Here is a 15,004-nt window from a genome sequence, read left to right on the forward strand (position 1 = left end):
TTTAAGGAGCAGTCGAGGTGCATACCCGTCATGCTCATGGCAACTGATAGGACATGAGTGCGCCCTCTTCACCGGTGTGGCTAATAAACTGGCATCCATGCTCTATTATCGCGCCAATTAATACGCCCAACGGTTAGACATTGATGAAAATAACCTGATTGCGATGTACGAAAGCATTAATCGCTTTTCTGCAGACTATGAGTATGTTCTGGCAAATCGGATTGAATGCGGTGTTTGCCGCCAAAAAGTCAAATCAGTTTATGACCTCGATGACATGATTGACGAGTTTATTTAGTATTTTCGCGATAAAGTCTGGGCAAATTTAGCCGTCGGATTGAGTAGTGAGATAAAAAATCTAGCAAACGACTGCTTGATAATTTTCCAAAAATTGAAAACGCATTTAGCAGCGTCATTAAAGATATCTTGGAGCCGCTGAAATAGTGAGTCGCGTTGTCTGGCGAATCAGTCAAGTGATTCGGTAGGTTTTTAACTGGCTGTGCTCTTTAGATGAAAAACTCATCACCACCTTTAGCGGATTGGCAGAGGCTATTTGGGTAAAATTGTTATCAAACAGGGGTAACTTAACATTAAGCTTAAATTGGTAAGGTTCAACGCCTATACAAATGCAGCAGGTGATAACGGTATTTTAGATTTTATATAAACAATCGTTATATGGAGAGGTGTGATGTCGGTAGTTGGTCAGTTATATTAATAGGAAATAGTATGACAAAAAATGAAATATTACCGTTTTGGATTGCAGACGGTGCTCATATCTTACCTGTGGATAAGTATCAGAAACTCACCGAATGGTTTTAGTGCAGGGGTAGTTCGTTCAGAAGAACTGAACACCGCCTGCGACAGGCATTAGTCATATTATATGTAATAACGCAATTTATTGCGAAGAACAATAAAAGTGATGTACTAGATAGTGATAATGTCGATAAACTAAAAGCAGGATTAATCAGTGAATTTTTGAAAAATGTTAATAATACGGCGTAGGCTGCCACAAAAACAGTGTCAGGAATAACAAAACTCAGTAGTGCTGCGAATAGTGATGAGCAAGCTAAACGCCATACCCAAAGCCGTTAAAGCCGATTCTAACTTAGCAAAACCGTGAGTATTGATAAAATCAATAAAAGCTAAATGAAGCAAGTGGTTTACAAACGACAGGTAACTCAACAACAGACCTAATCAGTCAAAAAGCGTTAACCGAAGCGGTAAATAACATAAAATTGCCCGTTCCTCTGATCGCTTGTGTGATTCAATCGAAAGGCTTATTGCTCAATATGAGCACTTAATAAACAGCGATGCCTTTTAGATTACTTCAGCAAAAAGTAAAGTACTCAAAAGTCTATCAACCAAGTAAAAACGATTTGGAGCATTAAAAAGACTAGTTTTTCCAACTAGAAATGAGATTGGAGTGACACTACAAATCTATTTAAGAGTTTAAGTAATGCCAGAAATTCATTACTACCTCAATAATGAGCATCCTTTACATATATTCATAGGAAGCGATGAAGCGAACATCAATTAAGGGAATGTAATATTTATAGATTGAATATCTATCGTGTAGATGAATCAAATATCATCTGATATTCAATGTTCTAAAAACAATGTTGAAATTTATTGTACACTTTCAATTTATCAGAAGAAGTATAAATTTTTTCCTGTTTTTAAAAAAGGATACTCTATATACTTATATGAAAAGAATGAAACACAGCTATTAATAATGTAAATATTAAATAAATTAAAATAGCAGTATAGCTATTAATACCAAATAACAAAGATACAAGGTAACTAATACAAACCATTAATATGATGTGAAATAACTATATACTGTATGACGTTGAACTACAGTATATAAACAATTTATTTGACAAAAATAACAGGTAAAAACGGTTTTTAATAAAACTAAACTCAAAAAGAAAATAGATATGGAAATAAAAAAGGATTTATATAAGAATCACCACTCATAAAAATTAACCTATTAATGAAGCAATGCATAACAAAAAACAATTATTCTGAATCAATCATTTTTTATTTCATATTTATGAAATAAAACTGCAGACAGGCATCTAGTAAAAAATACTTTCTATTAAAAACCTCACTCATAAGGTAGCGTCCATTTTATAACTATTATGATATTATAAGCCATACCTAATATTTTTGTTTCCACTGAAACTAAAAAATATAATTTCAATGAATTACTAATGTCATCTAATGACAAATCTCTTGATTTATTAAAATTAATAATATATAAAACCACCAAAAATTGTGGTCGAGAAAAAACAACGGTGTTAATCTTTTTATTCTTGATAAAATTTTCTCAATTAAAAATTGATTTTTTTAATTATTTGATTAAAAAATAAAAATTCAGTTATACAAAAATATTTGCTGCTCTAAAAGCAGCAATAAAACTTGCTGAATTAATACTATAATTATTTAAATTAAATACTGTTACTCCCAAACGCCAAGAATAACTAACAAAAACACAAATAGACGTTACTCCTCTCAATCCATATATAAAATAATATCTTTTCCCTATGCTATTTTTGGAAATTTATGGAAGAATTCACGCTCTGAAAGAGTTAGGCACAGTGGTAAAAAAGAAAGGAAAATAATGGTTATTGCTATAATAGCATAAATCATAAAGAAATTATTTTTCAGGTTAGAATAAGATGATTGAAGCTTAACTTTTCGTTCGGCTATTATAGTTTAATCTTTAAATAGGTTGCGCACTTCATCACTAATTTTTATCTATGTATATCAGTAGCATTTATTTTGTTATTTTAATTTGACTTCTTGACGACCTTAAATTTTTTCCATTTCTACAGAACTGGTTTGATACTTTATTGCTGTATAGATTGAGCAATATTCATCAGTTCCCCTTCGGGTTTTTATAATGGTTGTGCTATTTCGATGATTAGCCACATTTCTTTCTCCGCATTAACTCCTTGGAGGAGGTAGCTCTAAACATGGTGATAACTTGATTATCCTTATAATAAATATTAATAAATAGTTTAATACGTAGCATCATATTAGCAGCGTTAGAACAAGTTATTAAATCTTAACTGTAAGTTTCGTGTAAGTGAATTTGTGAGACATAGCGGTTTTGTTCTTAGTATTTTGCCAAAGATATCACAGGGGTATCAAAAATAATTTAATACATATATGTGTATATAAAATAATTTAAAATATATTTGCATTAATTAACTTATTCATTAATAACATTATTATATTTAAAGTTATTATTCGATTAAAAATATCATAAGCTGTGGGTTCGTTTAAAACCCTGATTAATTTTTTATTTAATAATGCATCAATATCAATATTGATATTGATGGCTTACAGTGGAACTGTTACCGATGCTGGCTAGCATCACACGCTGATTGACAAAAAACTGAGTAGAGCCCTATTCTTGTACTACTGAAATAATATCATTATTTTTTACGTATTGCTAATTACACTCCTTTAAATTTATTTTAAAAATTCTGAACACTGTGACCTGCTACACCACCAACAACTGCGCCTGCTCCTGTTGCTAACGTTCTGCCTGTGGCTCCTCCAACGGTATTACCTAATAATACGCCCAATACAGCACCACCAATGACGCCTAACGGGATTTGATCACCAGCTTTTTGAATGGTGATCGGGCGTATTGAAATGATAACGCCATCACTGATATTTTGTATTTTTTTAGCCTCTGAAGCACTAAAAACATCTCCTGATAAAGAGCTGTGACCGACGCAACCTATTAAAGTTGTCGCTAAAATAAAAACGGCAAATAAAGGTTTCAATATAATTATTTCCTATTGAAAAAGCATTTTCACTGACCACAATAGTATGATCAAATAAGATTTGATCATTAAAAATGACTTTTTGACTATAAAAATCATTACTCAATCAGAGATATTTTATAATTATCAAAATGAAGCCACTAGGCACGTTTTTTAAAAGTTGAAAACTGATTGAGAATGATGTGAGCAAGAGTAATCAACTCATTATTTTTTTATTTTAAGTGATTCAAGGATCATTATGAGTGAAAATAATAAAATGAATAACGTAAATATTCATGAGCTTCGACGAGAATATAAAAAATCAGTACTCCGACGTAGCAGTCTCAGTGTTTGTCCATTGGATCTATTTAAAGATTGGTTACAAGAGGCATGTCACGCTGGCCTTTCGGATCCCACAGCGATGTGTCTCGCAACTGTAGATTCTAGCGGACAGCCTTTTCAACGCATGGTATTGCTAAAATACTATAATCAGGAAGGATTGGTATTTTTTACTCATCTTAATAGCCGAAAAGCGCAACATTTAAAAAAACATCGTAATGTTAGCTTGCTGTTTCCTTGGTACATGCTCGACAGACAGGTGATTTTTTTAGGTCAAGCAGAATTTATATCGACTCAAGAAGCTCGAGAGTATTTTCAAAGTCGTCCAAAAGAAAGTCAGATTTCTACTTGGGCGTCTCCCCAATCAGAGATTATTGCAACACGTGAAGTGTTGAAAAATCGTTTTTTAGAATTCCAAAAAAAATTTCAGGAAGGTGAAGTGCCTTTACCTCATTTTTGGGGTGGATTTCGAGTTCGTTTTCATTCGGTAGAGTTTTGGCAAGGAGGCCCCCATCGCCTGCATGACCGTTTTATCTATCAAAAAAAAGAAAATGCATGGATAATTGACCGTTTGAGCCCATAACGGGCTGTGTTTCAAATCTTTTGTCCGAAGTATCAGTATAAATCAGAAAGCCTAATTTAAAATTAATGATCAAGTAATCGGAGTTTTTAATGATCAGCAATAACATGATTGAACAACTAGAACAACGTGGGTTAATAGCTCAAGTGACAGACAAAAGAAGGCTTTCCAAACGCCTTTATCAGGGGAAAATTTCTTTATATTGTGGCTTTGATCCTACTGCAGATAGCCTGCACTTGGGGCATTTAGTACCTTTGTTATGTTTAAAACGTTTTCAACTTGTAGGTCACAAACCTATCGTATTAGTTGGAGGCGCCACTGGTCTGATTGGTGACCCCAGTTTTAAATCCGGCGAAAGAAAATTAAACGATATTGATACAGTACATCAATGGGTCAATAAAATCCGCGAACAAGTTGAACCCTTTCTTGATTTTAATTGCGGTAATCACAGCGCTACAATAGAAAATAATCAAAATTGGTTTAGTCATATCAATATATTGACTTTTTTGCGGGATATTGGAAAACATTTTTCCGTTAATCAAATGATGAACAAAGAGGCGGTAAAGCAACGATTATCTCGTACCGATAGCGGAATTTCTTTTACTGAATTTTCCTATAATTTACTACAAAGTTATGATTTTGCTTATTTAAATAAAAATCATAAGGTAGAACTTCAAATTGGTGGCTCAGATCAATGGGGAAATATCACTTCCGGGATCGATTTGACACATCGATTAAACAGGCGATCTGTATACGGATTAACAGTACCTTTAATCACTAAGGCAGATGGAAGCAAATTTGGTAAAACTGAAGAAAATACCATTTGGTTAGATGCAAAAAAAACAAGCCCCTATCAGTTCTATCAATTTTGGCTTAATACTGCCGATGCAGATGTTTACCATTTTCTCAAATTATTTACTTTTATCGATTTAAATGCCATTAATGCTTTGGAAGAGCAAGATAAAAAAAATGACAAAGCGCCTCGTGCGCAGTATGTGTTAGCAAATGAGATAACAGAAATGATACATGGTAAAGAATGTCTTTCTGCTGCACAACGCATTACTGCTAGTTTATTTACAGGCAACCCACATGATATGCGAGAGAAAGATTTTGTGCAGCTGGCACAAGATGGCATCCCAATCGTGAGGTTAGAAACAGATGCTGACCTCCAAAAAGCACTGGTTAGTGCCAAGCTGACACCTTCACGTTCTCAGGCTCGAACTTTAATTCAATCTTCTTCCATTAGTGTCAATGGTAAAAAACAACTAAAACCTGAATATGTTTTTACCGATGAAGATCGATTATTAGAGCGATATACTTTATTGCGTCGTGGAAAAAAGTATTATTGTTTAATTATCTGGCAGTAAAAGTTTTGTAATGGTGATAAAAAAACAAAACTCTTTTCGGGATTATTCAGCTGAAACAGCATTATTTATTCGACGTATATTGATAGCTTTTGTGATCGTTTTTTTACTGATATCAATATTGATGGTGAACCTGTATCATTTACAGGTGGTGAGTTATCACGATTATTGTACCCGCTCTAATGAGAACCGGATCAAACTCGTTCCTATTACGCCAAATAGAGGCCTAATTTATGACAGAAACGGCGTAGCCTTAGCGTTAAATCACACGATTTATCAATTAGAATTGACACCGAATAAAGTCAAAGATATTGATAAAACCCTGAAAAACTTAAAAAAAATACTCAATGTTACAGATGAAGAGATCGCTAATTTTAAAAAAGAAAGTCAACATTCAAAAACGTTCATTCCAATTTTAGTAAAATCAGTTTTAACAGAAGCAGAAATCGCTCGTTTTTCTGTGAATCAGTTTCATTTTCCTGGTGTCGCCATTAAAGTCTATCAAAAACGCTATTACCCTTATGGCTCTGTTTTAACCCATGTTATTGGTTATGTCGCCAAAATTAATGCCAAAGACAAAGAAGAGTTAGAAAAAAAAGGCAGCTTAGTAAATTATGCGGCAAGCCCTGATATCGGCAAATTAGGCATAGAGCGTTATTATGAATCTTTATTACATGGTAAAACAGGTTATGAAGAAGTTGAGATCAACAATCGAGGGCGTACCATAAGACAGCTAAATGAACATCCTCCTCAAGCAGGAAAAAATATTTTTTTAACCATAGATCTCAAATTACAAATTTATATTCAAAAACTACTTGAAGGCAGCCGTGCTGCCGCCATAGTCACAGATCCAAATTCTGGAGAAGTTTTGGCTTTAGTTTCTAGCCCAAGTTATGACGCCAATCTTTTCGTCCATGGTATTTCCAGTAAACAATATCAAAGCTTACTAAACGATCCTGATCGTCCTTTGATCAATCGTGTTACACAAGGTGTATATCCTCCCGCGTCTACTGTAAAACCGTATATCGCTGTTTCTGCTTTGAGCTCGGGTGTTATAAATAAAAATAGCACTTCATTTGATACTGATGTCTGGCAGCTACCGGGATCAGAAAAGCGCTTTCGTGATTGGAAAAAAGGAGGTCATGGACGTTTAAATGTCACCAAGGCGATTGAAGAATCAGCGGATACTTTTTTTTATCAAATTGCTTACAATATGGGTATCGATAAACTTTGTGAATGGATGAGAAAATTTGGTTTTGGCGAATATACAGGAATAGATTTATTAGAAGAAAACGCAGGTGTCATGCCAAGTCGAGAATGGAAAGAAAAAAAGTATAAAATACCTTGGTATCAAGGTGACACTATTTCTGTAGGTATTGGTCAAGGATATTGGACGGCTACTCCGATACAAATGGTGAAAGTTTTAATGACATTAATTAATGATGGTGCTGTTAAAATTCCTCATTTGCTTCTTAGCATCAAAAGCTCTCATCTACGGCTTCCCTATCGTCAAAAAGATTATCTCCCAATAACCGATATTCACTCTGGTTATTGGGATCTGATAAAAGACGGAATGTATGGTGTTGCCAATAGGCCTAATGGGACTGCATACAAAAGTTTTATCGGAACGTCTTATAAACCCGCAGTAAAATCAGGAACCGCTCAGGTCTACAGCTACGAAACCTATAATTCCAACAAAGTGGCCAAACATTTACGTGATCATAAGTTAATGACTGCTTTTGCCCCTTTTAATAATCCTACTATCGCCGTAGCAGTAGTTCTTGAAAATGGAGGTCTCGGGACGCCCATATCTACTATCACTCGCCATATTTTAGATCATATTTTCGTACACAATCATGATACGACGCCCACTGTTGCGGTTTTAAAAGATATAAATAAAGATCCCTAAATCATATGAGCCATCCAGATCAAAAAAAGCAGGCATTTTGGAAAAAAATGCATATAGATGTGCCCTTAATCATTTTTATTTTAATACTCTTAATTTATAGTATTTTTGTGATGTGGAGCGCCAGCGGTCAAAATATTGCTATGATGGAGAATAAAATGGCACAAATTATGATCGGTTTACTTGTCATGCTATGCATGGCGCACATTTCACCGCGCTTTTATGAAAGATGTGCCCCTTATCTCTACTTTATTTGCATAATTTTATTAATATTAGTGGATTTTTTTGGACAAATCAGTAAAGGGGCTCAACGTTGGTTAGATTTAGGTATGATTCGTTTTCAACCCTCAGAAATTGCTAAAATTGCCGTACCTCTTATGGTAGCATCTTTTATTAACCGTGATATTTGCCCTCCTTCGTTCAAAAATACCGCTATCGCTGTAGGCTTGATAGCGCTTCCCACACTATTAGTCGCTTCTCAACCTGATCTTGGTACCGCCATTTTGATTGCAGTCTCTGGCTTTTTTGTATTATTTTTAGCGGGCATGAACGGGCGATTAATCGGAATTTTATTACTATTTCTATTCGCATTTATCCCCATTTTATGGTTTTTTCTGATGCATGATTATCAGCGCGATAGAGTCATGATGCTATTGCATCCAGAGCAAGACCCACTGGGCGCCGGTTATCATATTATTCAATCAAAAATTGCTATTGGATCCGGCGGCATTCATGGAAAAGGATGGTTGAATGGAACACAGTCACAGCTAGAGTTTTTACCTGAACGTCATACCGATTTTATTTTTTCGGTATTAGCAGAAGAATTAGGATTGATAGGAGTTTTAATTTTATTCGCTCTTTATTTATGTGTGATTATTCGCGGTTTAATTATTGCAACACAAGCGCAGACAATCTTTGGACGTGTCATTGTCGGTGCCTTCCTGCTGATTTTTTTTGTTTATATTTTTGTTAATATAGGGATGGTCAGCGGCATTTTACCCGTCGTTGGGGTTCCTCTACCTCTGATTAGTTATGGAGGGTCTGCATTAATAGTTTTGATGGCAGGTTTTGGTATTGTGATGTCAATACATACACATCGAAAAATGTTATCAAAGAATTTGTAAGTTCTATTTCATATTATTTTTGGATGACGATCTCGTGATAATCAAGTTTGCCATTTTTTCTCGTTTTATTACAAAAAAACTTATTTTACATTATACCCTTATGATCATGGGGGTGCATTTAACCACTTTAGCTTATGCGAACAGTGCGCTTTTGAGCGCCTTAATTCCTGTTCCGCCAGAAATAAACGCCGTTTCTTATATTTTAATGGATTACAACTCAGGCAAAATTTTAGTAGAAAAAAACGCAGATGAACGCCGTATGCCCGCCAGCCTCACAAAAATGATGACCAGCTATGTGATTGGTCAAGCAATCAAATCAGGGAAAATTAGCGTAAATGATATAGTCACTGTCGGTAAAGATGCCTGTTCCACAGAAAACCCTGAATTTAAAGGTTCATCGTTAATGTTTTTAAAACCCGGTGATCAGGTTTCAGTTGCACAATTGACAAGGGGGATTAACTTACAGTCTGGTAATGATGCTTGTGTTGCTATGGCAAATTATGTTACAGGGGGTCAAGATTACTTTGTTCTTTTAATGAACGCTTATGTTCAGGAGATGGGGCTAAAAAACACACACTTTAAAAATGTCCATGGTCTAGATTCACCAGGTCAATATACTTCCGCTCATGATATGGCTTTGATGGGCCGCGCATTGATTCATGATGTTCCAGATGAATATGCTATTTATAAAGAAAAAGAGTTTACCTTTAATCACATTAGGCAATTTAATCGTAATGGACTATTGTGGGATGACAGCCTCAATGTAGATGGTATCAAAACAGGCCATACCAATGCAGCAGGCTATAACCTCGTGGCTTCTGCTACTCAAGGGCCTATGCGTTTGATCTCAGTAGTATTAGGTGGACGTACTTTTAAAGAGCGAGAAGCCGAAAGCAAAAAATTGTTGTCCTGGGGATTTCGTCTTTTTGAAACCGTGGAACCATTAAAAGCCGTGACCGTATTTACCTCACAGCCTGTTTGGTTTGGCGCAGTGAATACTGCTCAATTGGGTGTCGATAAGGACGTTTATTTAACCCTTCCTAAAGATCAGGGTAAAAATCTTAAGATCAGTTTTGTTCTGGATTACCCAGAACTACTTGCTCCATTAAAAAAAAATCAAATTGTCGGGACTATTCATTTTCAACTTAACGGAAAAACCATCGAAGAACCTCGTCCATTGGTCGTTCTCTATGAAGTGAAAGAAGGGGGCTTCTTTAGCCGTATGCTTGATTATATAAAACTGATGTTTCATCGTTGGTTGAGTTAATCGGTTTTAAAAAGGACATTAAGAATAAACAGCAAATTAAATGAACTTCTTAAATTACATTGCGTTTTGACCTATAAAGTCATCTGTTTTTCAAAACTTCAATTGCTGGAACAAGTTATGACAATAATCCTAGATAGTATTCCTGTCGCTTATAATCCTCAAATTCAACCAAGTTACAAAGAGACCTTTTATGCATATTAGTGACCGTTTTGGTGGTTGATATCAAACAGGTCGAAATCCTTTATCAAGAGCTGTCAGCGCTGAAATTCGTTTGAATAGTATTATAAAATGATCAATAAATGATGATGATAGTGAACAACAAAAGAACGGTATCTCTAAAAAATCTTGTGGTACGAGATCTTGGATTACAGCCCTATTATCCTATCTATGAGGCGATGCGTGATTTTACGAATAAGCGGTATTCAAGTACCTATGATGAAATTTGGTTAGTAGAACATCCGCCCGTTTTTACACGAGGACAAGCTGATAAAGCACATCACCTGCTTAAACCCGGGACAATTCCGGTTATCCAAAGTGATCGGGGTGGGCAAATTACCTATCACGGGCCAGGCCAACAAATTTTGTATGTAATGATAGATTTAAATAGAAAACAGATTGGAGTCCGTGAATTCGTAACAAAACTTGAAAATACAGTGATAAAAACGTTAGAGCATTTTGGAATTATGGCTCAAACACAGCATCGAGCACCTGGAGTGTATGTAATGAAAGAGGACGGTACGCCGCAAAAAATATGTTCTATAGGGCTACGAATTCGTAAAGGCTGTTCTTTTCATGGGTGCGCTCTGAATGTTTCTATGGATCTTTCGCCTTTTCTTTTCATCAACCCTTGTGGTTATGCAGGGATGAAAATGATACAAATGCGAGATTTAAATGAAATTTGTACTTCTAAAATGGTACAGCCAATTTTGGTCCATCAATTTGTTCAGGCGTTTTCTTATACAGACCTATTGCCTCATTGGCAATCAAGATGACTATGACTAAAAGTACACTAATAAAACAAGGAGGAATGAAGCAAGGGATAAAATACCGTGATGCAGAAAAAACCCGATTAATTCCGATAAAAACACTACTCACTGAAGACCCAGAAATTCTGCCCAAACCAGGATGGTTAAGAATAAGGCTGCCTGCTGATTCTACCCGTATCCAAAATATTAAGGCCGCGATGCGTAAAAATAGACTGCATTCTGTTTGTGAAGAGGCTTCTTGTCCGAATTTAGCGGAATGTTTTAGTCATGGCACGGCCACGTTCATGATTTTAGGCGCTATTTGCACTCGTCGATGCCCTTTTTGTGATGTGGCATACGGTCGGCCTAACGCCCCTAATCAAGATGAGCCCCAAAAATTATCCCAAACCATTCAAGATATGAGGTTAAGTTATGTTGTCATCACTTCTGTAGAGAGAGATGATTTACGTGATGGTGGAGCCCAACATTTTTCTGATTGCATTTTTGAAATTCGCCAAAAGAATCCTGGGATCAAAATTGAAATATTAGTTCCTGATTTTCATGGTCGAGTGAATCGCGCACTAGAAATTTTAAAGCTCACTCCCCCTGATGTGTTTAATCACAACTTAGAAAATGTACCGCGTGTTTATCGGCAGGTACGGCCAGGTGCGAATTACAAACGTTCATTGGAATTATTAGCCCGTTTTAAATCTCAGCATCCTGAGATACCGACTAAATCTGGTTTGATGGTCGGTTTAGGTGAAACCGATGATGAAATTATCTCCGTTATGTTTGATTTACGTCAGCACGGCGTAACCATGTTGACGATAGGTCAATATTTGCAACCCAGTCAGTATCATCTTCCTGTACAACGTTATATGAGCCCAGCGAAATTCGAAGAAATGAAAAAACAAGCTATGGCAATGGGTTTTACGAATGTGGCTTGTGGCCCTTTTGTTCGTTCTTCTTATCATGCAGATTTGCAAGAAAAAGGGTTTGAAGTCAAATAAAATTGCCGGAGAGTAATCAACAAGGTTCTGATAAAATATGAAGATCATTGATGTCTAAGTCAGTGCCTATTTTTATCGGCAGGGTCATCGCTAGTGGGATCAGTATTAAATGTTATCCTCTTCTTTTATAAGTCCTATCTCAAGAACTACTGATATTAATGGTAAAATAATGGCCACTAAAAAATCACAGACAATAATGCTAAAAGATCAGCAGATAGAAATGCTAAAATTGCCCCCCCATTCTATAGAAGCTGAGCAGTCTGTGCTCGGGGGGCTGATGTTAGATAACGAACGTTGGGATAACGTTTCTGAACGTGTAGGCCACATCGATTTTTTTAGTTTGCCTCATCGTAGGATCTTTATAGCAATGCAACGTCTCATTCAAAAAAATGCGCCAATTGATTTGGTGACTTTGTCCGATGCGTTAGAACAAAAGGGAGATTTAGAAAAAGTAGGAGGATTCGCCTATTTAGCCGAATTAGCTAAAAATATCCCTAGTACCGCTAATATTTCTGCTTATGCCGATATTGTGAGAGAGAGAGCCATCGTTCGTGAAATACTTTCAGTAACACATGAAATTGCGGATGCCTGCTATGAACCTCAAGGCCTCAGCAGTACAGATTTACTCGATTTTGCGGAATCTAGGGTATTTAAAATTGCTGATCACCGACAAAGTCAAAATGACGGGCCAAAGAAGATTGATGGTGTTTTAACAGAGACAGTTAACCGTATTGAACATCTTGTTCGTCATCCACATAATGGCGTGACCGGCGTATCAACAGGATATCAGGATCTCGATGAAAAAACATTAGGATTACAAAAATCCGATCTCATTATTGTGGCAGCGCGCCCTTCTATGGGGAAAACTACATTTGCCATGAATATCTGTGAAAATGCACTCATGACACAAGAAAAGCCCGTTTTGATTTTTAGTTTAGAAATGCCTGCTCATCAGTTAATGATACGTATGCTCTCATCTTTTTCTCGTATTGATCAGACCCGTATGCGTACCGGTAAATTAAAAGATGGTGATTGGGCTCGTATCAGCAGTGCGATCGGAATGCTATTAGAAAAAGGGAATATGTATATTGATGATTCTTCTGCTTTGAGCCCTACAGAGATTCGTTCTCGTGCGCGGCGAATTTTTCGTGAAAACGATGGTTTAAGCCTTATTATGATTGATTATCTTCAATTAATGCGTGTCCCGGCTTTAGCGGAGAATCGAACATTGGAGATTTCAGAAATATCCCGCTCTCTAAAAGCATTAGCCAAAGAATTACAGGTTCCTGTGATGGCGTTATCGCAGCTCAATAGGGGGTTGGAACAACGAGCAGAAAAACGGCCTGTCAATTCTGATCTGAGAGAATCAGGATCAATCGAACAGGATGCCGATTTAATTATGTTTATTTATCGTGATGAGGTTTATAACGAAAATAGCGAAATGAAAGGCATAGCTGAAATTATTTTAGGTAAACACCGAAATGGCCCGATAGGCTCTATACGTCTGACATTTAGTGGTCAGTTCTCTCGATTTGATAATTATACGGGCACTCAATACGATGATTATATTTAATAAAATACAAGGTGCTCAATGAAAGGTGCCACCGCGATCATTAACCTTAACTCTCTTCGACATAATCTTGAAAAAATTCACCAATTCGCCCCGAAAAGCTGTTTAATGCCTGTCGTAAAAGCTAATGCTTATGGTCACGGATTACTAACAGTGGCGCAGACACTTAAAAACGCAGATTATTTTTCTGTCGCTCGTATAGAAGAGGCCTTAACACTGCGTTCGGGTGGAATCATCAAGCCTATCTTGTTGTTAGAAGGTTTTTTTTCTTTAGAAGATTTAGCTGTATTGCAAGTGAATCATATTGAAACGGTGATACACAATTTTGAACAGCTGGTAGCGTTAGAAAAAGTGCGTCTACCTGAACCTATCCGAGTTTGGATGAAAATAGATACTGGCATGCACCGTTTAGGTGTACGTCTTGAGCAAGCAGCAGCTTTTTATCAGCGGTTACAAAATTGTCCTAATGTAGCCAAACCCATTCATATCATCACCCATCTTTCTAACGTGCATCCTCATTATCCTATTGTAAAAGACCAGCAAATTCGTTCTTTTGATGCGTTTGTTCAAGGCAAACCAGGGCAAAAATCGATTGCGGCTTCCGGGGCTATTTTGCTTTGCCCTCAATCACATCGAGATGTTGTACGCCCTGGTATTGCACTTTATGGGATTTCTCCTTTTGAACATTTTGTTGGTCGTGATTATGGCTTATTGCCGGTGATGACTTTGCAATCCCCTTTAATTGCAGTGCGTGAGCATAAGTCAGGGGAAACCGTAGGTTACGCAGGGGAATGGATCAGTAAAACTGACACTTTCTTGGGTGTGTTGGCGATTGGCTATGGCGATGGTTACCCACAAAGTGCTCCTACAGGCACGCCCGTATGGATCAATGGTCGTCAAGTGCCTATTGTGGGTCAAGTGTCGATGGATATGATTTCAGTCGATTTAGGCAGGGATGCGACTGATAAGGTGGGGGATAGGGCTGTACTGTGGGGCGATCAGTTGTCGTTAGAAAAAGTAGCGTCTTATATCGGATACAGTACTTATGAGTTGATGGGCAAACTGACAGGTCGTGTCGCAATCAGCTACGTAAATTAATGTAA

General features: G+C 36.6%; 10 protein-coding genes and 1 pseudogene. 9 read left to right on the forward strand and 2 right to left on the reverse strand.

Annotated features, from left to right (window positions below):
* Positions 1-1,017 precede the first annotated feature (1,017 nt).
* Together CICURV3402_RS04280 and CICURV3402_RS04285 are read right to left on the reverse strand one after the other, a co-directional pair.
* Complete coding sequence (locus tag CICURV3402_RS04280) at positions 1,018-1,179, reverse strand: hypothetical protein (protein WP_187306941.1); 162 nt, start codon at positions 1,177-1,179, stop codon at positions 1,018-1,020.
* A 2,146-nt stretch (positions 1,180-3,325) separates the two neighbouring features.
* A pseudogene (locus CICURV3402_RS04285) lies at positions 3,326-3,800 on the reverse strand (outer membrane lipoprotein).
* 235 nt (positions 3,801-4,035) lie between these two features.
* Here CICURV3402_RS04285 and pdxH point away from each other — a divergent pair.
* The 9 genes from pdxH to alr all read left to right on the forward strand — a co-directional run bounded on the left by pdxH (position 4,036) and on the right by alr (position 14,999).
* Entirely contained in the window at positions 4,036-4,698 is a 663-nt protein-coding gene (gene pdxH / locus CICURV3402_RS04290; RefSeq protein WP_158379981.1) for a pyridoxamine 5'-phosphate oxidase, read from the forward strand.
* A gap of 89 nt (positions 4,699-4,787) precedes the next feature.
* Entirely contained in the window at positions 4,788-6,062 is a 1,275-nt protein-coding gene (tyrS, locus tag CICURV3402_RS04295) for a tyrosine--tRNA ligase (RefSeq protein ID WP_158379982.1), read from the forward strand.
* Between the two features lie 13 nt (positions 6,063-6,075).
* On the forward strand, positions 6,076-7,968 hold the full coding sequence (gene mrdA, locus CICURV3402_RS04300) for a peptidoglycan DD-transpeptidase MrdA (RefSeq protein ID WP_187306949.1): 1,893 nt from the start codon (positions 6,076-6,078) through the stop codon (positions 7,966-7,968).
* 5 nt (positions 7,969-7,973) lie between these two features.
* Positions 7,974-9,089 carry a peptidoglycan glycosyltransferase MrdB gene (mrdB, locus tag CICURV3402_RS04305; RefSeq protein WP_158379984.1) on the forward strand — a complete coding sequence of 372 codons (1,116 nt, stop codon included), beginning with the start codon at positions 7,974-7,976 and terminating at the stop codon, positions 9,087-9,089.
* A gap of 106 nt (positions 9,090-9,195) precedes the next feature.
* Positions 9,196-10,356 carry a serine hydrolase gene (locus CICURV3402_RS04310; protein ID WP_407079077.1) on the forward strand — a complete coding sequence of 387 codons (1,161 nt, stop codon included), beginning with the start codon at positions 9,196-9,198 and terminating at the stop codon, positions 10,354-10,356.
* A gap of 299 nt (positions 10,357-10,655) precedes the next feature.
* Positions 10,656-11,348, forward strand: a complete 693-nt coding sequence (gene lipB / locus CICURV3402_RS04315; protein WP_158379985.1) for a lipoyl(octanoyl) transferase LipB — start codon at positions 10,656-10,658, stop codon at positions 11,346-11,348.
* Positions 11,349-11,383: 35 nt separating this feature from the next.
* Positions 11,384-12,331 carry a lipoyl synthase gene (gene lipA, locus CICURV3402_RS04320; RefSeq protein ID WP_158380025.1) on the forward strand — a complete coding sequence of 316 codons (948 nt, stop codon included), beginning with the start codon at positions 11,384-11,386 and terminating at the stop codon, positions 12,329-12,331.
* Positions 12,332-12,500: 169 nt separating this feature from the next.
* On the forward strand, positions 12,501-13,904 hold the full coding sequence (gene dnaB / locus CICURV3402_RS04325) for a replicative DNA helicase (RefSeq protein WP_158379986.1): 1,404 nt from the start codon (positions 12,501-12,503) through the stop codon (positions 13,902-13,904).
* An 18-nt stretch (positions 13,905-13,922) separates the two neighbouring features.
* Positions 13,923-14,999 (forward strand): alanine racemase, encoded by a 1,077-nt coding sequence (gene alr, locus CICURV3402_RS04330; protein ID WP_158379987.1) that lies wholly within the window; start codon positions 13,923-13,925, stop codon positions 14,997-14,999.
* Positions 15,000-15,004 lie beyond the last annotated feature (5 nt).

It is taken from the genome of Candidatus Williamhamiltonella defendens (assembly GCF_900699045.1).
Lineage (GTDB): Bacteria > Pseudomonadota > Gammaproteobacteria > Enterobacterales > Enterobacteriaceae > Hamiltonella > Hamiltonella defensa_A.